The organism is Methanococcoides alaskense (genome assembly GCF_027594145.1).
Lineage (GTDB): Archaea > Halobacteriota > Methanosarcinia > Methanosarcinales > Methanosarcinaceae > Methanococcoides > Methanococcoides alaskense.
The window spans coordinates 623,866-644,676 of record NZ_JAQFFK010000001.1 but is presented as its reverse complement, the minus strand read 5'-3'; the positions used below and the strand labels follow the sequence as shown (position 1 = coordinate 644,676).

The following is a 20,811-nucleotide window of genomic DNA, read 5'->3' as shown; positions in this document are numbered from 1 at the left end:
GAAAAAAAGAGGCATGAATACTGTCAATTCAACAGCAATACCCATGTCACAAGGCAGAAGTCAATAACGATGAATTCTACATAGAACCAATCCTTTGGTCCGAATTCTTTCGTATTTATATTGATAGCGGGATAGATCAAGCGCTGAGCATAATATGCCAACACACCGACAATGACCAGTACTGCATACCATTTGGTATCGGTACCTGCACCGAACTGGAGGAATGCACCAAGACCGGCTACCATACCAAGGAATGCTGCAACCGCAGTCTTGATTATACCCTGTATATGTGCTACCTTGCGCTCTTCCGGAGTTTTTACTTTGATCGCAGCGGGTTTTTTGGACACTGCAGGAGCGTCAGTCTGAACTACCTTTTTGGTGCCATCCGACTTCACTTTGCTTTCCTTTTTCAATTGGCATCTTCTCCTGAGTTAATTATTAAGATTGGTTGTTATAATCATTAGAACATATATAAACGTTTATTCCTGAAAAGAGCAAGGTCAAAGAAGCTCATTACTCAGCACATTGCTGACCTGATCAAGGGATACAGCTTCCCTGCCGACACTATTTAGATAAGAAGCGAACTTTTCCGGCCTATCTCCTGAAGGATGATACACAATTGTCAGCTCAGGATCTATATCCTCCACCATTTTAGCAAGCCCATTAGCGTCAAGATGGTCACTTACCTGCAGAGCGGGATAGCTATAATCCAGCCTTCCTGTCAGCACATATTTTTTCATCGAATGAGGCAACTTCTTAAGGTCCCAAGGCGGTACGATGCAGACCTCGTCCTCATCACATTCCCCGATAGCCACTATATCCCCGGCATTATCCACAAGGTTGCGTGTCAGAAGCAATGACTTCTCTTCCATTGCGATCGTTCCATGATAACCAATACCACGCAAAAGCTCCACCGCACGCTGTGCCTTTCCAAATGCATAAGCACCGAAAGCAACCTGGGAACCACATCCCATGACATTTCTAAATCCTTCAAGATCATCCTCGAAATGACAGGATGGGTCAGAATGATCGCCATAGTTCGCTTCAGTTATCAGTACGTCACATTTTGGCAGTGCAGAAGCATCCTTAACATCCCCGGTGACAAGAATACGAGTACCCACATCGTTCACCCAATAGAAGCCAACCGCTCCTACAGTATGTCCTGTCAGATAGGTCTTTACTGTCACACCATTGATGCCGATGGAATCCCCGCATGCTAACGTACGCCCCTTGAACTCACGATCATGCCGGATCTCAAGGGCTTTAGCGGTCTTTTCAGTGGAAACTGAGAGGTCCGAGAGCATTGCAGACTTGCCGTTATGGTCAGAATGAGCATGAGTGACAAGGTAAGCATCCGGTTGCGGCTGTTTATTAGGGACACGGGTGGAATCGATTGAAAAAGTGCAAAGGTTCCCATCATCTGCCCGAAATTTTACGGCAAGGTGGGGTTTGAACGTTCCTCGCGAATTCGTCTGGCGGAATGCCAGAACTCCCATGTCTGCAAATCTGTTCAAATGATACCTCTGGCCAATGGACGAGTTCAAGTTATTTACATGTTGTCAGAAGAAGAAATAATAAAAAAAATAGAGGAAGAATGAATGAAAAGAAAGTTCAGATAAGAGTATTCAACTCTGCACGAAGGACGTCAGCGCTGGTAACACCTGTATAACGCTTTACAATTTCGCCATTTTTCTCAATGATGAGAGTAGGTACTGCACTGACCCCATACTTGCCTGCAAGGGCATTGTTCTGGTCAACATCTATCATCTTGAACTCGACCTTTTCCCCCAGTTCACCCTCGAGCTGTTCAAGGATAGGTTTCTGTATCTGGCAAGGTCCACACCACGTTGCTGTAAAATCCATTACTACTACATTGCTCATTGAAGATCACCTTTGTAAATGAAAAATATAAAGTAAGCGGTATTGCACGCTTTATACAAAACCATTGGTTGCATTCTATAAATAACTTTTGATTGCCAACCTGAGATCAATTATGATGCTCGCTAACAGGGAAACTGCAAGAGAGATATATTTTAAATACCAGGCTCAGAAGAGCCAATGGAAGAGTAGAAAAATAAAAACAGTGGAAAGAGCAAAAGGAATTCTCAAGTCCTTCTGATATTACTGTAATACATGCACTCTTCAGGTGTGAACAGGGGCATCTCCTCAGACCCTTCACACATTTCCACAGGAGCTCCGCGAATAAGCACACAAGGGATGCATTCATCTGCCTCGCCCATCAAAAGCTGAGCGGCAGATACCAGATTATCCGCAACCGCCTTGCGTGTTATATGAAGAGGTTTCCCAAAAAGGTCATGTGAACCTCGTGCATCTTCAACCGGAACCATACCGGAAGTCCCAAGTGCAACTCCCATACACCCCAGACGCAAAGGCTGGGTGCGGCTATCGCCAATGATAACACCCACATGGCAGGAAGAGTACTCCTCAACGCCTTTCCTGATATAAGCAGCACTTTTCTGAGCATCCTTGGGCAAAAGCACAACATGTCCTTCCGGTGCGTTGGAAGCGTCAATACCTGCATTGGGGGACAAGGTCCCGTTGGTCAAAGTAAGAGCAGCCCCCGGCACGCCCCCGATGACCTCATCGCATTCACAAAGAACGAGCTCCATCTCCCGAGGATCAAGACAGTACTTACCCGCAAGTTCCTCTGCAATTTTCCCCGGCACTACGGTAGATAGCTTCACCAACCTGCCTTCTGCAGTAGCTACTGCAGATTCGGCAAGGACCAGGATATCGCGATCTTCCAGAAATACCCCATGCTTCTCGAACGCTTCACATAGTACTTCCACCATATCGTCACCTACCCCGATGAGAGAAGTTCGGATACCAACCATCTGTATAGAGGGGAGCTCTGATACCAATTCAGACACCTTCTGACAGATAATCAGCCATTATCTTGATGGCACAATATTCGCCACACATGGAACAAGGCCCTGTCATAGGACACATCCCCTTTGGTTTATCAGGATCAAGTGCCAGTTCCATCTGTCCATCCCAATCGAAATTGGCACGCCTGTCAGCAAGCAATTTATCCCGCTCATCGAGACCGTATTTCATGGAATCGCCTATATGTGCCGCGATCTTAAAAGCAATAAGGCCTTCACGCACCTGTTCAGGTGTTGGAAGGGATAGATGTTCTGCCGGAGTTATGTAACAAAGATAATCAGCACCATTGCCACTTGCAATGCTCGCACCGACTGCCCCGGAGATGTGGTCATATCCCATACCGACATCAGTTGGCAACGGACCAGCCACAAAGAGAGGGTAATTGGAAAGGGCGCGGTGAGCCTGAATGTGGGGAACAATATCATTTGCCTGCACATGACCGCCCATACCTTCAATGATCACCTGAACACCAGCCTCATTAGCCTGCTTTGCAAGTTTTGCATTCTTCCTGATCTCCATCATCTGCGGATTATCACACACATCATGAACGCAACCGCTACGCATGGTGTTCCCAAGGGAGAGTACGACATCGTTCTTCTTCAATATCGAAAGGACCTCATCGAAGTTCTCAAGATAGGGGTTCTCACAGCCGTCCTTCAGCATCAGAACACTGGTGAAGGAACCGCCCTTTGAGACCATGCCCATGATACGCCCTGTGCCTTTGAGCTTCTCAAGCATCTGCTTTTCCACGCAATGGACCACAACAGAACTGACACCTTCATCGACCTGCTTCTTAAGATAGGAAAGCACATCTACACCGGTTGTATCCTTCATACCGCACTCAACGACCGCCTGGTAGACAGGCACGGTTGTGATAGGTAAAGTGGTGTTATCAAAGACCATTTTTCTGATAGCAGAGATATCGCCACCCATTGACAGGTCCGTTATCGTATCAGCACCGTATTTTTCTGCGACCTTCACTTTTTCCAGTTCGGCATCAGGGTCGATGCTAGCAGAAGAGGTTCCGAGATTGACATTTATCTTCGTCTTGGCTCCTTTTCCAATAGCCACCGGAGGACAGCCATCGCGAACCATTATCACAAGGCTGCCATCTGCAACCCTTGACATTACAGTTTCCACATAAATGGACTCGTGTTCGGCCACATACTCCATTTCCGGGGTCAGCGTACCGTTCTTTGCGTATTCTACCTGTGTGGGTCTCATAGTATTCGACTCTTAAAATCGTTTTTATGTATTATCTATTATAGAGGCCTGCCATCTCAAGAAGCCTTTGTGTATTGCCATGACCGCCGATGGGCATAAGATGAATGCCCCTGCACATATCCCGAAGTTCAAGGATACTTTCTGCAGCTATCTCAAGCCCTTCTTGTATCGGATCCCTTGCATTTTCCATGCGCTTTATAAGTTCATCCCCGACCCGTATTCCAGGAATGTTATTGTTCATAAAATGTGCCATTGCGGCAGACCTGAGAGGGATTATACCGGCCATGATCGGAACGTTAGGACCTATTTGATCCATAAGAACACTAAAATCCTTAAAACTTTCAACGTCATAGACTGCCTGTGTCTGAATAAATTGTGCACCGACATTTATCTTTTTCTTAAGCTTGAGCATCTGCATCCGTTTTGTCACATCGGTGTTGGACACCGCACCAACAGTAAAGGACGGAGCACCTGCAAGCTCATTACCTGCCATATCAGACCCACCCATCATCTTAGTGATAAGGGAGAGAAGCTGCACAGAATCCAGATCATAAACAGCCTTTGCACCCACATGGTCACCTTTGGTGGTATGGTCCCCGGTCATCACACAAATATTCTCAATTCCCAGAGCCGATGCCGCCAGAAGATCCGATTGCAATGCCAGACGATTGCGGTCACGACAGGTAAGCTGCACTATCACCTCATGTCCTTCATCCATCAGCAGTTTGCCGACAGCGATAGGACTCATGCGCATTACAGCACGCTGATTATCCGTGATATTGATTGCATCCACCAAATCCCTGATAAGTTCTGCATCCTCAAGTATCGCCGAGATATCAGTACCCTTTGGGGGTGCCACCTCTGCAGTCACAATGAAGCGGTCTGAGTTGAGTGCATCGTTAAAAGTTGAAAGCATCGTGGGATGAATATGGGGGATTTGTTTTTAAAGGCATCGAGACAGGGAAGGGAGATGATCAAACTATTAGTTCTTCTTCATCAAGTGAATAATAGAAACCATCTATTGGAAATTCGATCTCCGTTCCAACCGCTTGCTGATATATCTCTTCTGTTGCACTAACATATTTTTCGGCAGGATTTCCACAACTATCAGTTCCTTTAAAGACCCATACTGGATAGTAAAATTCCTGATCTGCACCGGATATATCCGAAAAGTATCCGACCTGTCTCTCATCCACATTATGGACCCTATAAACATTTGCAGAACTTAGAACACCGTTTCCATCGTTCAACCTTTTAATAGCCACCTCAACAGGAACTATCGCCACATCTCCCGACCTCTCTAACTCCCTCCAGGTCTTGAAGAAGGACAGAACTTCCCCATCATCACCAAAACACACGGTAATCGAATCTCCCGGACCCACCACCTGATAGCCATCAATGAGACGACTGTATGAGACTTTCATAAACATAGGTTCAGCTCTTTCTGGATCAACTGAACCGGTTTCATGATCGAGATATTCTATCTGACATGCATCCACACCATCGATATAAGAATCATTAGGCAATTCATCGATCGAGATCAAATAGGCATTTGCCAGTTCTTTTGCTTCTTCTTCATCTGGGACTGAACTTCGAATACGATAAAGATTAGAGTTCTCTTCATGGATAACACCCTCATTCAGCACCCTATAGACAGGGTATTTATCTAAAACATCCGGAGCATGAGCTTCAATGAACAGATTTTCAGAACCCAGATCTGCAAGAGGTGGTTCCTGAAGACCAAAATTATGGAAATCGACCAATGAAGCAAAGCCCGCAAGAATTACCAGCACCAAAAGGGAGAGTAATACTAAAATAATATTTTTGTTTATTTTAACACCACTTTAAAGTATACGAATAACAGGTTATCACTCCTTATCCCAATTCAGAACTGCCCATACGAAAGATACACACAGAGCAAAGATCACAATAATATTACACTTTAGATGATACTTACTTTATTTTGATTCCTGTGAAATTGGTCTTTTTTTAATGATTGGATCTATTAAACCAACTACTACCACAAGTATCAATGTGAGGTATGCCAGCGTTAAGCTCAGATTATCATAAAACCATGCTTGATAAGCATTATATAGTGCCAGTATGAGTGGTACTGTACGATATATTTATCTAAATCTTTTCATGATTACCTTCTCCAATGTTAATTATTTACTTTTCTAAATAATAATAGAATAACAGCTATCAAAATAATTATTGCCAACCCAAAAAGGACACTACCAATGATCTGTCCTGTAAGCATGAAGAACATGTCATATTTATTTGGATAAAAATACTCCAGGCAATAGTATAAAATTGTAACAAGTGATAGCAACCCAAATAACACCCTTGCATATCTGCGAGAAATATATTTTGAGATATTGTGCATTAAATCCTGAACTTCTGAGATCATAATTATTCACCATCCAGACCCTGCAGCCTGACCAGATAATAATATAGTACCGCACCTATGAAATTCAGAAAAATTAGAACAAGCGACCAGATCAGTTTATCAGTATCTCCTTTGCTGGGAAAATCCTCTGTGTTCCTTTGAAGACAGTCACATAACATGAAGAGCCAAAAAACAATCGCTATTGCAATGATTCCCCATAATAGCTGCCCTATGTGATATGTAAAAACAAGTATAGTAAAGAATAAGAGAAGTCCAACGATCGTCCATTCTGATTTGATTTTGCTCACGTTAATAGTTCCACCCATACATTACTAAACAAATTGATACTGCCACAATAATATTTAAAATGTGTGCGTGAAAAACAGAAGTCCCGTGGTACAATAATGAATCACATCGACAGGACAAGAAACAAAGCTCACTTCACCAAATGGCCCTTAGCATCCCGAACCTCTTCCAAAAGGTCCAGCCTGCCTATCCTCTCAAGACGCTCATATATCAATTCCCACACGCAATCCTTTTCGGGATCGACCTCGCACTTGCCCTCCATTGAACCGCCACAAGGACCATTTAGCAATTCTTTCGGGCACTGTGCTGTGGGACAGATGCCACCAAAATCGGCGATCGTACACTGACCACACATGGCACACAGATGATGGATGACCTTATCCCCCGTCATTGCACCCAGCGAGTCGGTATTGTTGGCAGGATAAACATCCACATCTACAAAGCGTGCAATGTTGGAAGTACCGCTGCCACATGCCATTACCAGAACAGCGGTGGCATCACCGATGTTCGGGGCAAGCTCCATAAGATACTCACAGGAACGGACACTACATGCAGCTTTTGCCACAACTCCCCCAATAATATTTACTCCGGCATCAGAGAGAAGAGACACCATCTCTGCGACCTCGGGTTCGCCGCCTACGTGCTGTTTGGCAGCACAGACGCTGCAACCGATGATGTAAACGGCATCCTTGTCCATGAGCATTTCAAGGACCTCGCTAAAGGGTTTAGAAGATGAGATTATCATGATTGCCTCAAATAACGGTATTCAATGTCCGATTCCTGCTCCAGTGCATCCTTTATCATCTTTGAGATAAGGGGAAGGTTCCTTGCCTGACACTCAAGCTTGTCTGCAAGTTTTTTTACCTGTAGCAATGTACCAATGACAATGACATCGGTCTTTTCGGTCTCATGGGAAACCGCATCCCTTTCCAGTGCTGCATCCCCACCCCTTGCCAGGATCTCCTGTTTGATTATCAACGCCTCTGTGGTCGTAATATTACTGATACGCAGCACACGGGATACCGTCTTGTTCTTCATTATCTTGGAACCTGTGCCTGTAACACCTATATTTCGCATGGAAAGGGCCGCATCATCGGGATAGGGAATATCCAGAACACTGACCTCGAAACCGTTCTCTTCCACAACAGGCTGTCTGCTTCGTACAGCGGCCGCAATTTGAACCACATCGAATGTCTCTGCGACATCGTGAGTACGGATGATGTGAGCCCCTTTTTGTACAACGATGGCAGCTGCAGCCAGACTTCCATACAGGCGCTCAGTTGCGGGTTTGTTGAGCAGATCACCAATGAAGGATTTGCGTGAAATGGCTGCAAGAAGAGGTTTCTCGAAGACTTTCAGGCGTTCGAACTGGTCGATGGTCTCAAGATCGTACATCGCTGATTTTTCCGGCACCCATTTACCGATGGCAGGGTCCAGTATGAGCTGATCGGTATCTATACCCCGTTCTTCAGAGCGAATGAGAATATCATCAAGGGACTGCATGATGGCATCCATACCCAGCGGATCACCGGGAAGTTTTCCCGCTGCCATCACGACTGCAGGACAGCCATGCTCAGCGACCACATCAAGCATACCGCCATCAGTTGCAAAACCTGCGACGTCGTTCACCACATCCGCACCGCTTTCAATGGCCTTTTCCGCAATGTCTGCGAATACGGTATCCACTGAGATCACAGCATCGACGTTGTCCTTCAAAAGTTCCAGTGCAGGAAGAAGGCGAGCATATTCCACTTCCTTTGTGATGGGAACGGCAAGCGGCCAGGTTGACCGTGCACCAAGATCGATTATCGTTGCACCATCATCTATCATCTTATGAGCAACATCAAGAAGGGAATCCGTATCAACTACGGAGCCCTTGTAAAAGGATTCGCGGCTTAGGTTTATAACACCCATTAAGCGTACGGGATGCTCATCACCTACCTTCAAGCCACATATGTCAACATCAACGACCATTGTATAACCAACAATTATGAGTTTTCATGGATTATATATAATTCGATTGAAAAAGAGAAAAGAAAATACAGACTGCATTTTAGGCAGTCTTCTGGGCGGACATAAGGACATGCTGCATCAATGTTGCAATGGTCACCGGTCCGACACCACCCGGAACAGGGGTGACACGGGATGCCTTGTTGATGACATTCTCGAAATCAACATCTCCGTAGACCTTACCATTCTCTTCGGTAATACCCACATCGAAGATCACAGAACCTTCCTTGACCATATCCTCTTTGATGAGATGTTTGACACCTGTGGCGACAACGAGAATATCTGCATCTCTGGTGAACTTCGTGACATCCTCGGTGAACACATGGCAGATGCTCACGGTCGCATTCCTGTTCACAAGCATTGCTGCCATGGGTTTACCCACAACATTGCTGTGACCGACAATGACCGCATGCTTGCCCTGTATCTCGACACCGTATTCCTCAAGGGCACGGATAATTCCCTTGGGAGTGCATGGCACAAGTCCTTCGATACCAATGAGCAACTGCCCCATGTTGAAGGGGTGGAAGCCATCCGCATCCTTTGCAGGATCGATGGCGTTCATTGCTTCCTGCTCATTGAGATGTTTAGGCAATGGCAGTTGCAGGAGGATACCGTGGATATCTTTCCTTGCGTTCAGGGAACTGATAGCCTCAAGAAGTTCCTCCTGAGTGATATCCTCAGGAAGATGCTGATCCTCTGCGAAGATACCGACACGCTCACAGGCTTTGTGTTTCAGCCTCACGTACATCTTTGATGCAGGGTCCTCACCCACAAGTATGGCCGATAAGCCAGGAGTTACCCCCTTTTCACTTATGAGCTTCTCGACATCAGCTTTCACTTCAGCTTCCACTTTCTTTGCGATGGCCCGTCCATCAATGATCTTTGTATTATCAGTATCAGGCATTGAAGATCACCTTCTATTATCCAATAAATTATCCGAGGTGCTCGTATATAGGGAAGCGGCTGCAAAGTTCCTGAACATCCGCATTGACAGTCTCAAGGACTGCATCGTTCTCCCTGTTGTCAATAATGGTCTTGAAGAAGTCTGCGATCTCTTCCATTGCTGATTCCTTCATACCACGTGTAGTACAAGCAGGTGTACCTGCCCTGAGACCACTTGTAATGAAAGGTCCTCTTGTCTCGAATGGGATGGTATTCTTGTTGATAACAATACCAGCTTTGCTCATAATGACCTCAGCATCCTTTCCTGTAAGGTCGTACTTGTTAAGGTTGATAAGCATAAGATGGTTGTCAGTTCCATCAGAGACTATATCGAATTCCCTGTCCTGAAGCGCTGCACAAAGTGCTTTTGCGTTCTTGACGGTTTGTTCCTGGTCCTTTTTGAAACTGTCACTCAATGCTTCCTTGAATGCAACTGCCTTTGCAGCAATGATGTGCATGAGAGGACCGCCCTGAATTCCCGGGAAGACGGACTTGTTGATAGCTTTTGCGTACTCTTCCTTGCACATTACCATTCCACCCCTTGGACCACGAAGGGTCTTGTGAGTGGTTGTTGTTACAAAGTCAGCGTATGGGAATGGATTTGGGTGTACACCGGCAGCGATAAGGCCTGCAATGTGTGCAACATCTGCGAGAAGGTATGCTCCAACCTCATCAGCGATCTCCCTGAATGCCTTGAAATCGATGATACGGGAATATGCAGATGCTCCAACAACGATCATCTGTGGCATCTCTTTCTTTGCAATTTCCATGAGCTCATTGTAATCAAGCATCTCGGTCTCCTGGGAAACACCGTATGGAACGATGTTGTAAAGCTGACCTGAAAAGCTCACATGACTTCCGTGGGAAAGGTGACCCCCATGAGAAAGGTCCATTGACATGATCTTGTCACCTAGATTGAGAACAGAGAAATAGACAGCCATGTTAGCCCCTGAGCCTGAATGAGGTTGGACATTTACATGCTCTGCACCGAAGATCTCTTTTGCTCTTGAGATTGCAAGGTTCTCTGCCATATCGACAAATTCGCAACCACCATAGTAACGCTTTCCGGAATATCCTTCTGCGTACTTGTTGGTCATGATGGAACCCTGTGCTTCCATTACAGCACGGCTGGTGTAGTTCTCTGAAGCGATCAAGTTCAACTTGAAATCCTGACGCTGTGCCTCCAATGACAATGCATTGGCAATTTCCGGGTCAATCTCTGAAATATAGGACATATTATATCGTTCCTTGAAAATTATAGTTTTAATTGATCAATTGTTAAGTGATGTGATTGTATGAAATTGATAATGTGATAGAGATGTATGATATTAGTTATATCATACCGATCATATGATCGATACTTTTCTGCCATCCACCACAAGCCTGTTCTCAACGAACAGTTTTACGGCTTCAGGATATATCTTATGTTCCTGCTCAAGGATACGCTCTGCAAGGGAATCCTCGTCATCTCCTTCGAGTACAGGCACGCATCTCTGAAGAACTATCGGGCCGGTGTCCATTCCCTCATCAACGAAATGAACTGTACACCCTGCAACTTTCACACCATAATCCAACGTCTGCTTCTGTGCATAAAGTCCCATGAAAGAAGGTAACAAAGCCGGATGGATGTTCATTATACTGTTCCGGTATTTCCCAATTATCCTGCTACCTAGAATACGCATGTATCCCGCAAGGAGGACAAGGTTGGTATCATATTTACCAAGAACCTCCAGGATCTTATCCTCGTAGCCTTTTTTACCCCCAAAAGCGGAAGGGTCCACAAAAATAGGAACAATACCATGTGCTTCTGCCCTCTCAAGTGCATAGGCATCTCCCTTGTCACTGATGACGACCTTGATAGCAGCATTCGGGATGTAGCCATTTTCAATATTATCGATAATGGACTGTAGATTCGAACCACGTCCAGATACAAGAACTGCAATATTGAGAGTCATTGCTCACACCATACGGGATTGCTATATATTAGAGTTTTGGGCTTATATATCCAAACGATCAACATATTGTTACAGGAAATCATTCGATCATATTAAGAAGGAAACTTAAAAACAGTTCATTCCTCTTTATACCGCTTGGACCTTTCATGAATAAGAGTATCAAGGTCATCCGCATCTGCGATATTATTGAGCTCATCCCTTTCGATAAGTACGGTGTCCTCAACAAACTTATACCTGCTCTTACCCTCGATAATGAAAACGGATTGGGTTTCGATGACATTGGAGATGCTGCTCATCAAATGAGCACGTTTGACCATTGCATTGCTGTATTCACTAACACCTGTCAGGAAAGTACTGGAAGAATCCTTTGAAACCGCCTTGAACGGAGCCTGGTTCGTTGAAAGGACATCATAACCCAGAGTGTATATAAGGTTCAGGATATTGTCATTGGGCGGTGTTTTCCTTTCAGAGGGATCTTCATTCACAGTTGAAGGGTCCAGTTCTTTCTCAAAACTGCGGAGTATATCAATGGACTTTGCAAGTGCCATATCCAGTATCTCCTCCAGATGAAGCACAATATCGATGGATGCATCCATCTGACCTTCTTCATACTTGCTTATGGTACGTCTGGACACACCCAACTCGGAAGCAAGAGCCCCCAGAGACATAGAGATGTCCATCCTCGCTTCCTTGAGCACATCCCCGTCAATGGATACATACAAACCTCCGGGTGCTGCGGATACAAGCGGAGGTACATTTTCTACAAAATAATCGTAAAGTGTCTGTATACTCAATGCAGGAATATCATATCTCATATAAACCACGCTATCCTCAAGCAACTGGTCGCGTGTTTTTGCACCTATGAGTATGGGAAAACCATTCAGGTATTTTGCCAGAGATTTCATTTCACGGGCCGTTTCTTCGTTCAGACCGTCAATATTGTATAAGACCTTGCAGAATAGGAGCGTATTACCCTGACGTGCAGCGAGGTCAAAGCTACGGGGTCTGATATTACATTGATTCGACACCATGAAACCGGCGCGTTCTAATACTTCAATTATCTGATGTATCAGAATATCCTTTGTCATTACAATAAAACCATTGTTTGCACATCTATATAAATGTATTTGTTAGTATATGAACGAACACAAATTGAAAGACTATGATAATAAGTATAGACGATACCGATTCCAGAGAAGGAATGTGCACCACATACCTTTGTGCAATATTGATGGACGAGCTGAAAGAATACGGAACCATCAGAGGAAACCCTATACTTATACGCCTGAATCCCACCATTCCTTACAAGACCCGTGGAAATGCTTCAACAGCTTTTGAAATAACAACATCAGAACCGGAAAAAGTAATGGAACATGTCATCTCAAGGGTCAACGAACTTTCTGAACTGCAGAGCGAGATGACAAATCCCGGAGTTGTGTTCATACCCGAGGACCGATCTGAGAAAGTTAAAGAAGAGCTCGGCGAATTCTTCCTGAAAGCGGTGCGTGAAGTATTACAGATAGATGATGCAAAGAACCTTATCGCTAGCCTGGACCTGCCTTCAAGAGGATGGAAGAACGGGAGAGGACTTATCGGTGCTCTTGCTGCCTGTGGAGCCATGCTGAACCCGGGATGGGACCATACATACGAATATCTCGCATATCGCGAAAAGGATGCCTGGGGAACAAAACGGCAGGTCGATGAGGAAAGTGTGAAAGAAGCAGACCTTGCGACCTACCCGAATACATGGGACACAGTCGATATTGCGAACAATGCAGTGGTATGCATACCCCATGCAGGAGATCCCGTTCTTTTTGGAGTTCGAGGAAATGGTATTGAGCCTGTCACCATAACATCCCGGATGATAATCTCTGAACCTGTTGAAAGATATGCAATCTATAGGACCGATCAGGGAACTGACCTACACCTTATTCCAGTGGAGAGGATAGCAGACATAAAGGACATGCACTCCTACACCATTGAAGCAACAGTGGAAACTCGACCTAAAACGATAAGGGGAGGACATACGATCTTTTCAGTTCGTGACGATGAAGGAGATGAGATGGACTGTGCAGCCTACGAACCTACCAAGAACTTCCGCGAACTGGTACGCAAATTCCTGCCCGGGGACAGGATAGTGTTCTCAGGAAGTGTGAAGAACAACACCCTGAACATCGAAAAGCTGAATATAATAAGCCTGGTCCAGGAACAAGAGTCGGTCAATCCTACATGTTCCGAATGTGGAAAAAGGATGAAGTCCGCAGGAAAGGGGCAGGGTTACCGCTGCAAGAAGTGTGGCACTAAAGCAGATATACCTGAACTTGTCGAGATCAAAAGAGGGATAGATATAGGAATGTATGAAGTTCCACCCTGTGCAAGAAGACACCTTGCAAAACCCCTTGTCAGGTGCCAGGAAAAAGAGATTGAAAAAGATGGGAAAGTGTTCCCATCAAGATAACCAGTCATCACGAAGATCATCAAGGTGTGCTATCGGGGGAGTAGCTCTTTTGTGAAGATTACTCCGGACACGTAGCAGAATGGAATTGATATCCTCCATTGGAACCCCGAGTTTCAAATGCACGCGTTCCCGCCCCTCTCCTGCAAGAATTGGCTGAAGTACTTTGTCGATGGTCTCGTAAGAAACACCAAGGTCCTCTTCATCTGTCTGACCCTCCCAGAGTCCTGCAGATGGTGCTTTTTCCAGAATACTCTCCTGGACACCCAGAATCTTTGACATTTTCCATACTTCGGTCTTGTAAAGATCGCCTATGGGTTCCATATCAACCCCGCCATCACCGTATTTTGTGAAATAACCAAGTAATATCTCACTCTTGTTACCGGTCCCCATCACCACTCTGCCAAGCATGTTAGCATAGTAGTAGAGCATGGACATCCTGATCCTTGCCTTCAAATTACCATCGACATAAGCAGATGTATCCTCGATATCCGGCATTGCGGATCTGTAGCCTTCAAGAACGCTAGTGATGTCTACCACCTTAAGGTCAATACCAAGAGCTTCTGCGACCTTTTTAGCATCTTCTATTTCGGACTCAGGGGTTGAAGCTTCCGGCATATGAATACCAAGAACGTTCTCAGCTCCCAACGCTTCGACGGACAGGTATGCCACAAGTGCAGAATCGATGCCTCCGCTTATACCTACAACAGCACCTTCAATTCCAGTCCCTTCCAGTTTCTTCCCAATAAAATCAATGATGATATCTTTTGCTTTTATAATATCCATAGTACCAAGGTCCAGATGATGATCGAGTATTTGTGTATATAATAGTGCTCTCTACTATATTCACAGTACATATTTAGATTTCTTGTTAAACTTTTTTCATAAATGAGCGAACATAGTCTTAAATATAGTAGAGAGAATATTAATATAAATATATTCTGCAGGTGCTATAATGAAACAAATGAGTTCGGAGATACATGCCCTTGATACAATTTTAAAAGGCGGGTTCCCAAAGCCCTCTGCGATCCTGGTAGCAGGTCCAGCAGGTTCTGGAAAGACCACACTTGCAATGCAATCCATTTTCAACGCCGCTGAAAAAAATGAGAAATGCATGTATGTTACATCATTGAATGAACCAATTTCAATGGTCAATAAATTCATGTCAAAGCTGAATTTCTACAATATTTCCCTGCTTTCCTCCGGCTCCATGAACTACATCCCCATCGGCACCGAGACCCTTGATAAAGGGATATATACATTCATGTGGAACCTGGAAGAGTCCATTGAAAAAATAAAACCCGACCGAATTGTCATTGATCCAATAACAACAATCGGAAGCACTCTTGATGAAGAAGCAAAACGACGTTTCTACTATGACCTTTTCCTGCGTATGAAAAAATGGGATGCTCTGGTCATAGCGATTGGAGAGTTCACCGGAGACGAGCTCCTGAAAAGTGACCTGAGCCACGTAGCAGATGGCATTATCTATCTTTCCAATGATGAAGCCAACAAACGTCGGGTACACCACCTCGAGGTCTTAAAGCTCAGAGGACAAGGCTACATAAGTGGAAAACATCCATTTTCAATAACTGAAGAAGGTATTATACTTCACCGACAGGAACTGACCGAAATGGAGATACCCCATTTTACAGACCGTGTCTCAACAGGTATAAAAGGACTTGACATAATGACCGGAAATGGTGTTATAAGAGGCACTTCAACCCTTGTCACCGGAGGTTCCGGTACCGGGAAAACCACCATTGGAACACAGTTCATTGCAGAAGGAGCAAGGGCTGAGGAACCCGGGATGATAGTTTCATTTATAGAGTCCGAAGAACAGACCCTTACGAATGCAAGCTCCATTGGTCATGATATAAGGGACCTTGTAAGTTCCGGTGCCATAAAAGTTGTCTGCACCAGCATGTCAGCCCTTGAAGCCGGAGAACATGCCATACATTTACGCTCTATTATCAAAAAAGAGAACATCAAGCGTATTTTTGTAGACGATGTGAACGTATTCTCCGACCTTATGACACCTCTGGATGCAAAGGACCATATCAAACTACTTTCAGATATGTTCAGATCAAATGGCGTCACCTCAATGTTCACACAAAGGCCGGATAGCATTAATGGAATGCATTTTATCGAAGATTATGGTATGGATACTTCAGTACTGCTTTCACTAAAAGAGGAAGAAGACCATATAGACAAAACCATAACTGTCATGAAAATGCACAGGAGCCACCATGACAAAGGAATAAGGAAATTCGAAATAAGGGACTCTGGTGTGGACATCATGTTACCGTCATCGGATTAAATGGTAATAGCTATACTTATAAGCCTGAAGAAATATCTATGGTATCGAACAGGCTTGAGACCATACGAACATGACATTCTATATTACAGATTCCGCAGTTTTCATCTATGGATATGATGGCGACACATCGCTGTTCATCACTGTGCCTTCCGTAAAGGACGAAATGAAGAGCCGGGAAGCCATGATGCGATTTGAGATCGCTTGTGAGACAGGTACAAGAATTGAAGCGCCTGACCCACAGGTTCGCAAAGAGGTAGTTTCAATTGCCAAAAGGACGAGGGATGTTGAAGAGCTCTCAGACACAGATATAGACATTCTAACGAAAGCTCTTGAATACAAGGAGAACGGAGTCCTTCTCACAGACGACTATGCTGTACAGAACATGGCTTCAGTGCTTGGTATTGAAGTTAAGCCCATCAGTCAGAAAAAAATAAAGGACGTACTGGTATGGGGAAAAAAATGTACTGCATGCTATCGCAAATTTGATGAGGGGGATGATTGTCCCGTCTGTGGATCTCTTTTGAAGAAGGTCAGGAAAAGAAAACTATAACCATTGAGATGTACTATAACTATTTAAAAAGATTAATACTAATTAATATTTCAGCTGGGATAATATGAAGAACATAGAAGAATTGATCCTAAAAGCGGTTGAATTGCAATCAAATGGTCTTGTTACAGGCCAGATAGCAAATGAGCTTAACGTGTCCAGGGAAACGGTCACATGGCTTTTGACACGCTCAAAGAAAGATGTTGTAGCACCTGCACCAAAGGATATCTCTGTTACATGGAACAGTGTCGGACAGAGTTCATACAGATTAAGATGCATCTCACAGGCACTTTGTGATATGGTGATAGAGAAACTGGAAAGGACACAACAAGATGCTGACCTTGTGATCGGTATAGGGCTTAGTGGAATCCCTATCGCCACCATGATGGCCGAAGAACTGCAGATAGATTTTGCGATATTCCATGACTATGATGACCAGAAAGGAAAGACTCATCAAAGAGGCATCTTTAGCCGGAATTTCGCTGATGTCGATGGAAAGAAGTGCATCATCGTGGACGATGTGGTGTCATCAGGAGCTACTGTTACAGACGTTGCTGAACAGCTTCGTGAGGTTGGTGCAACCCCGATCGCAGTTGCAGTTATCGTTGACAAGATGAATGCTGATATGATCGCCAATGTGCCTATGAGCTCACTGTTCCGTATCACACGTGTAGATTAAAAAGGGAAAGCTCCCTTTTATTTTTTGTTCTTTTTATTTTTTAAAATAAAAAATGGATGAGAGATCTCACTCTACACCCACTGAACCGATCTTTTCGACCAGTTTGGAAAGCACTTCGCTGCGCATGCCTTCTACGAATTTGATACTTCCAACTACGAGATGTCCGCCGCCATTCACACCAGCGCCTACGATCTCTTCGTGAAGTTCACGGACCATCTGTGGAATGTTCATCAGAACTCCTTTTGAGCGTATCACTGCAAAATCAGGACCGTAACCGATGGTAATTACCGGCCTTCCTTCGAGTTTCTGACACATGCGGTCATGCACTTCACCGGAGGTCTTGCCTGGTGCCGGGAATGTGAACTTGTGAGCGTAGTTCTCGACATCCAGCACGTTCAGCACAGCGGTGTTGGGCAGATCCTCCGACTTCACGTTCGGCATACAGGCATCGAGCTGTTCTGAGATCATGGCATTTGCCTGCTCACATAACAGTTTCACGATATCGTTATGCCTCTTGTGGTCACCAAGGTCCATCAGGTCATCGACTATGCCTCTCCCATTAGCGAACTTGAGCCAGTATGCTTCAAAATCAAGTGCAAGTGCCATCTCTTTAAGGTCCTGCAGAGAATATCTGTCAGCAACAAGCTGCTTGTAAGCTTCAGCTTCCGGTGCTTCAGAACGGTCACCCACTGCAGCAATAGCAGGAAGATGTTTGACCACATCTGTCACATCCGGGTTGATCATACGGGCAACTTCCGTGGCCAACATTCCTGCGGTCATACCGAAATCCCCACCCACGTGAGCAGGATTTACATGCCCGAGCAGATACTGGTCAACGATCTCATGAGGATGGTGGTGATCAACTACTACCATGTCGATACCATAGACCTGTGCCTGCCTCATGGCTGGAACGTCCTCTTCCGTGGAACCGTTGTCCACCATTACGACAAGTGGAAGTTTCTGTCCGTGTCTTGCAGCATCCTCAAGTGCAAAGGATATGTCCTTGGTGACATCCGGAAGCTCATAGAATGGAGCCTTTGAGGGTGCTCTCTTGTAATAGTGATATTCTGCATCAGGACCGTTCACTTCCCTTATCATAGGAAGGATAGCTTTTTCGATAGCTACTGCCGCAGTCATTCCATCAGCATCGGCATGGTGACGTAAAAGGATCGGTTTTGACCTTATAATAGCTCTCTTGATCTCCTTTGCGACCTTACGCATTGCAGGTCGAAGCTTTTCAAGGATCTCGCTCTCAACAAGGAACTCAATGTCGGAAGGCTCAGCCCTCTGATCAATGACCTCATCGATACGCTTCTTGACAGCTACTTCTTTTTCACCGGTCAGAAGTTTCATGCTCCTGACCTCCAACTGGAGCCTGTCACCACGGGAGGTAACTTCACCGGTTGCGGTAATTATCATGTCTGCATCGATCTCCGGATAAGCACGTGTACCGGCACTCTCAAAAGCAGCACAGGAAATAAGCCCGTCTTCATCGGAAATCGTGAAGATAGTCGGACCTGCGGTCTGCTTTACCTGAATTACCTCACCTTCGATCTTTACAAGTTTACCAGTAAAACTGCCAAGTTCGGTCGATCTTCTTATAGAGATGCTCTTCTCAACCTCTACTGTCTGGTAATCTTTGATAACCCGGGGGATCAGATCCATTTTACCGTCACGTCTGATCTCTTTTACCTGCACGATCACCGGAGCTTTTTCTTCAAGCTTGATGTTGAGATTGCTTGAATGGATCAAACCACGTAAACTGGAATTCAGATCAACGAATACACCAAAGTCCGCATGATTATTTACTTTAGCAAGATACATCTTGCCTACTTCCAGTTCATCCTGATTGCAGGAATTATCAAGAACATGTACGATCTCGATCTTACCGCAGGCAATACAGGCTTCCTTACCATCTATAGGTCCAGGAATGGGCTTGTCACAGACATCACATCTATAAGAAGCACCCTTACCATTACATGCAGGACATTGTTTTCTTACTTCAATTTCTCCGCTTCCACCGCATTTGGAACAAGCTGAACCCTCTTTCAAGAAACTGTTCACGTCCTTTTGAGAAAGATCCATCAGATTTACGGATTTTATTTTTCCTGAACCTTTACATTCAGGACATTTTTCAGTAGAAAGGACCTCGTATCCTTTTCCTCCACATTCGTTGCACTCATCTCTCATTTGTATCAAGTCTTAATTGTTTATGTTAGATTTATGTCTTTGCGTAACATTGAATTACCACAAGCAATAGTTTTTTATCACAATCTCTTCCATTTAATTTGGGAGAAGTGAAACATGATAGAAGAATACATCATACCTATACTTGTTATTGCAGTTATCATCTTGTCACAATCACTTAAGATGGTAAAGGAATACGAAAGGGTTGTTATTTTCAGGTTAGGAAGGCTCAGCGGCGTGAAAGGTCCGGGACTTTTCCTGATCATCCCTATAATTGATTCTGTCGTAAAGATAGACCTTCGTGTGGTCACCATCGATGTACCAAAGCAGGCGGTCATAACAAAGGACAATGTTACTGTCGCTGTTGATGCAGTTATTTACTACAAGGTCCTCAAGCCTGCTGCAGCTGTTACTGAAGTTGAGAACTACAAATTCGCAACTGCAATGCTTTCACAGACAACGCTCAGGGATGTCATCGGCCAGATCGAGCTCGATGCCGTGCTTTCTGAACGTGAGACCATAAACAAGGACATACAGGAATTACTTGACGCGTCCACAGACCCTTGGGGTATCAAGGTCACCGCCGTAACTCTCAGAGATGTTAGTATTGATGATACAATGCTACGTGCTATTGCAAAACAGGCAGAAGCAGAAAGGGAAAAGCGTGCACGTATCATTCTCTCCGAAGGAGAGTTCATGGCAGCAGAAAAGATGAGACAGGCAGCACAGCTCTACCAGGATATGCCAGCAGCAATTAAGTTGAGAGAGTTTCAGACAATTGCTGAAGTCGCACGTGAGAAGAACCTCATTGTAATTTCAAGTTCTTCGAACACTGCAGAGATCGCTGCACTATCAAAAGCATTCTCGCAGAAATAAACCAGGATGAAGGT

General features: G+C 44.8%; 23 protein-coding genes. 6 read left to right on the top strand and 17 right to left on the bottom strand.

Annotated elements, in window-relative coordinates:
* Positions 1-23: 23 nt before the first annotated feature.
* The 3 genes from PBV53_RS03075 to PBV53_RS03065 all read right to left on the bottom strand — a co-directional run bounded on the left by PBV53_RS03075 (position 24) and on the right by PBV53_RS03065 (position 1,881).
* Positions 24-413, bottom strand: a complete 390-nt coding sequence (locus PBV53_RS03075) for an EMC6-like membrane protein (RefSeq protein WP_270095687.1) — start codon at positions 411-413, stop codon at positions 24-26.
* Positions 414-500: 87 nt separating this feature from the next.
* Positions 501-1,514 carry an MBL fold metallo-hydrolase gene (locus PBV53_RS03070; protein WP_374708518.1) on the bottom strand — a complete coding sequence of 338 codons (1,014 nt, stop codon included), beginning with the start codon at positions 1,512-1,514 and terminating at the stop codon, positions 501-503.
* A gap of 97 nt (positions 1,515-1,611) precedes the next feature.
* The gene (locus tag PBV53_RS03065; RefSeq protein ID WP_270095686.1) at positions 1,612-1,881 is read right to left on the bottom strand and encodes a thioredoxin family protein; all 270 of its coding nucleotides are present in this window, start codon (positions 1,879-1,881) and stop codon (positions 1,612-1,614) included.
* A gap of 112 nt (positions 1,882-1,993) precedes the next feature.
* On the opposite strand from PBV53_RS03065, the gene PBV53_RS03060 reads away from it, so the two are divergent.
* Complete coding sequence (locus PBV53_RS03060; protein ID WP_270095685.1) at positions 1,994-2,119, top strand: hypothetical protein; 126 nt, start codon at positions 1,994-1,996, stop codon at positions 2,117-2,119.
* On the opposite strand, the gene cofE is transcribed toward PBV53_RS03060, so the two are convergent.
* From cofE to PBV53_RS03000, 12 genes are all read right to left on the bottom strand, one after another.
* On the bottom strand, positions 2,106-2,855 hold the full coding sequence (gene cofE, locus PBV53_RS03055) for a coenzyme F420-0:L-glutamate ligase (RefSeq protein WP_270095770.1): 750 nt from the start codon (positions 2,853-2,855) through the stop codon (positions 2,106-2,108). The genes PBV53_RS03060 and cofE overlap by 14 nt on opposite strands.
* A gap of 28 nt (positions 2,856-2,883) precedes the next feature.
* Positions 2,884-4,131, bottom strand: a complete 1,248-nt coding sequence (gene thiC / locus PBV53_RS03050; protein ID WP_270095684.1) for a phosphomethylpyrimidine synthase ThiC — start codon at positions 4,129-4,131, stop codon at positions 2,884-2,886.
* A 31-nt stretch (positions 4,132-4,162) separates the two neighbouring features.
* Complete coding sequence (locus tag PBV53_RS03045) at positions 4,163-5,047, bottom strand: methylenetetrahydrofolate reductase (protein WP_270095683.1); 885 nt, start codon at positions 5,045-5,047, stop codon at positions 4,163-4,165.
* Positions 5,048-5,105: 58 nt separating this feature from the next.
* On the bottom strand, positions 5,106-5,924 hold the full coding sequence (locus PBV53_RS03040; protein WP_270095682.1) for a hypothetical protein: 819 nt from the start codon (positions 5,922-5,924) through the stop codon (positions 5,106-5,108).
* A gap of 368 nt (positions 5,925-6,292) precedes the next feature.
* Positions 6,293-6,541, bottom strand: a complete 249-nt coding sequence (locus tag PBV53_RS03035; protein ID WP_270095681.1) for a hypothetical protein — start codon at positions 6,539-6,541, stop codon at positions 6,293-6,295.
* Between the two features lie 2 nt (positions 6,542-6,543).
* Positions 6,544-6,828 (bottom strand): PLDc N-terminal domain-containing protein, encoded by a 285-nt coding sequence (locus tag PBV53_RS03030; protein WP_270095680.1) that lies wholly within the window; start codon positions 6,826-6,828, stop codon positions 6,544-6,546.
* Positions 6,829-6,956: 128 nt separating this feature from the next.
* Positions 6,957-7,571, bottom strand: a complete 615-nt coding sequence (locus PBV53_RS03025) for a methylenetetrahydrofolate reductase C-terminal domain-containing protein (RefSeq protein ID WP_270095679.1) — start codon at positions 7,569-7,571, stop codon at positions 6,957-6,959.
* A complete protein-coding gene (gene folP, locus PBV53_RS03020; protein ID WP_270095678.1) occupies positions 7,568-8,800 on the bottom strand; it encodes a dihydropteroate synthase in 1,233 nt (410 codons plus the stop codon). The genes PBV53_RS03025 and folP overlap by 4 nt, the downstream gene beginning before the upstream one ends.
* Positions 8,801-8,879: 79 nt before the next feature.
* Positions 8,880-9,740: a bifunctional methylenetetrahydrofolate dehydrogenase/methenyltetrahydrofolate cyclohydrolase gene (locus PBV53_RS03015; protein ID WP_270095677.1), complete on the bottom strand. Its 861-nt coding sequence runs from the start codon at positions 9,738-9,740 to the stop codon at positions 8,880-8,882.
* 28 nt (positions 9,741-9,768) lie between these two features.
* Positions 9,769-11,013, bottom strand: a complete 1,245-nt coding sequence (gene glyA, locus PBV53_RS03010; protein WP_270095676.1) for a serine hydroxymethyltransferase — start codon at positions 11,011-11,013, stop codon at positions 9,769-9,771.
* Between the two features lie 111 nt (positions 11,014-11,124).
* Positions 11,125-11,733: a phosphoribosylglycinamide formyltransferase gene (gene purN, locus PBV53_RS03005; protein ID WP_270095675.1), complete on the bottom strand. Its 609-nt coding sequence runs from the start codon at positions 11,731-11,733 to the stop codon at positions 11,125-11,127.
* A 116-nt stretch (positions 11,734-11,849) separates the two neighbouring features.
* Positions 11,850-12,821, bottom strand: coding sequence for a transcriptional regulator (locus PBV53_RS03000; RefSeq protein WP_270095674.1), 972 nt, complete (start codon positions 12,819-12,821; stop codon positions 11,850-11,852).
* 74 nt (positions 12,822-12,895) lie between these two features.
* On the opposite strand from PBV53_RS03000, the gene PBV53_RS02995 reads away from it, so the two are divergent.
* A complete protein-coding gene (locus PBV53_RS02995; protein ID WP_270095673.1) occupies positions 12,896-14,191 on the top strand; it encodes a TiaS agmantine-binding domain-containing protein in 1,296 nt (431 codons plus the stop codon).
* On the opposite strand, the gene PBV53_RS02990 is transcribed toward PBV53_RS02995, so the two are convergent.
* On the bottom strand, positions 14,183-14,974 hold the full coding sequence (locus PBV53_RS02990; RefSeq protein ID WP_270095672.1) for an NAD+ synthase: 792 nt from the start codon (positions 14,972-14,974) through the stop codon (positions 14,183-14,185). The two genes, PBV53_RS02995 and PBV53_RS02990, sit on opposite strands and share 9 nt — an antisense overlap.
* Before the next feature lie 178 nt (positions 14,975-15,152).
* Between PBV53_RS02990 and PBV53_RS02985 the strand changes: the two genes are divergently transcribed.
* The 3 genes from PBV53_RS02985 (at position 15,153) to PBV53_RS02975 (ending at position 17,734) form a co-directional block, all read left to right on the top strand.
* Positions 15,153-16,508, top strand: a complete 1,356-nt coding sequence (locus PBV53_RS02985) for an ATPase domain-containing protein (RefSeq protein ID WP_270095671.1) — start codon at positions 15,153-15,155, stop codon at positions 16,506-16,508.
* Between the two features lie 70 nt (positions 16,509-16,578).
* The gene (locus tag PBV53_RS02980; protein ID WP_270095670.1) at positions 16,579-17,058 is read left to right on the top strand and encodes an NOB1 family endonuclease; all 480 of its coding nucleotides are present in this window, start codon (positions 16,579-16,581) and stop codon (positions 17,056-17,058) included.
* Positions 17,059-17,122: 64 nt separating this feature from the next.
* Positions 17,123-17,734, top strand: coding sequence for an orotate phosphoribosyltransferase-like protein (locus PBV53_RS02975; protein WP_270095669.1), 612 nt, complete (start codon positions 17,123-17,125; stop codon positions 17,732-17,734).
* Between the two features lie 66 nt (positions 17,735-17,800).
* Here the strand turns inward: PBV53_RS02975 and PBV53_RS02970 are convergent, their stop codons facing one another.
* Positions 17,801-19,924 (bottom strand): DHH family phosphoesterase, encoded by a 2,124-nt coding sequence (locus PBV53_RS02970; RefSeq protein ID WP_270095668.1) that lies wholly within the window; start codon positions 19,922-19,924, stop codon positions 17,801-17,803.
* Between the two features lie 114 nt (positions 19,925-20,038).
* Here PBV53_RS02970 and PBV53_RS02965 point away from each other — a divergent pair, with 114 nt between their 5' ends.
* On the top strand, positions 20,039-20,797 hold the full coding sequence (locus tag PBV53_RS02965) for a slipin family protein (protein WP_270095667.1): 759 nt from the start codon (positions 20,039-20,041) through the stop codon (positions 20,795-20,797).
* The last annotated feature ends 14 nt before the right edge of the window (positions 20,798-20,811 follow it).

Coding starts and splice junctions, on each gene's coding strand:
- PBV53_RS03065 (WP_270095686.1), bottom strand. CDS start 1,881: ATGAGCAATGTAGTAGTAATGGATTTTACAGCAACGTGGTGTGGACCT.
- PBV53_RS03060 (WP_270095685.1), top strand. CDS start 1,994: ATGATGCTCGCTAACAGGGAAACTGCAAGAGAGATATATTTTAAATAC.
- cofE (WP_270095770.1), bottom strand. CDS start 2,855: ATGGTTGGTATCCGAACTTCTCTCATCGGGGTAGGTGACGATATGGTG.
- thiC (WP_270095684.1), bottom strand. CDS start 4,131: ATGAGACCCACACAGGTAGAATACGCAAAGAACGGTACGCTGACCCCG.
- PBV53_RS03045 (WP_270095683.1), bottom strand. CDS start 5,047: ATGCTTTCAACTTTTAACGATGCACTCAACTCAGACCGCTTCATTGTG.
- PBV53_RS03035 (WP_270095681.1), bottom strand. CDS start 6,541: ATGATCTCAGAAGTTCAGGATTTAATGCACAATATCTCAAAATATATT.
- PBV53_RS03025 (WP_270095679.1), bottom strand. CDS start 7,571: ATGATAATCTCATCTTCTAAACCCTTTAGCGAGGTCCTTGAAATGCTC.
- folP (WP_270095678.1), bottom strand. CDS start 8,800: ATGGTCGTTGATGTTGACATATGTGGCTTGAAGGTAGGTGATGAGCAT.
- PBV53_RS03015 (WP_270095677.1), bottom strand. CDS start 9,740: ATGCCTGATACTGATAATACAAAGATCATTGATGGACGGGCCATCGCA.
- glyA (WP_270095676.1), bottom strand. CDS start 11,013: ATGTCCTATATTTCAGAGATTGACCCGGAAATTGCCAATGCATTGTCA.
- purN (WP_270095675.1), bottom strand. CDS start 11,733: ATGACTCTCAATATTGCAGTTCTTGTATCTGGACGTGGTTCGAATCTA.
- PBV53_RS03000 (WP_270095674.1), bottom strand. CDS start 12,821: ATGACAAAGGATATTCTGATACATCAGATAATTGAAGTATTAGAACGC.
- PBV53_RS02995 (WP_270095673.1), top strand. CDS start 12,896: ATGATAATAAGTATAGACGATACCGATTCCAGAGAAGGAATGTGCACC.
- PBV53_RS02990 (WP_270095672.1), bottom strand. CDS start 14,974: ATGGATATTATAAAAGCAAAAGATATCATCATTGATTTTATTGGGAAG.
- PBV53_RS02985 (WP_270095671.1), top strand. CDS start 15,153: ATGAGTTCGGAGATACATGCCCTTGATACAATTTTAAAAGGCGGGTTC.
- PBV53_RS02980 (WP_270095670.1), top strand. CDS start 16,579: ATGACATTCTATATTACAGATTCCGCAGTTTTCATCTATGGATATGAT.
- PBV53_RS02975 (WP_270095669.1), top strand. CDS start 17,123: ATGAAGAACATAGAAGAATTGATCCTAAAAGCGGTTGAATTGCAATCA.
- PBV53_RS02970 (WP_270095668.1), bottom strand. CDS start 19,924: ATGAGAGATGAGTGCAACGAATGTGGAGGAAAAGGATACGAGGTCCTT.
- PBV53_RS02965 (WP_270095667.1), top strand. CDS start 20,039: ATGATAGAAGAATACATCATACCTATACTTGTTATTGCAGTTATCATC.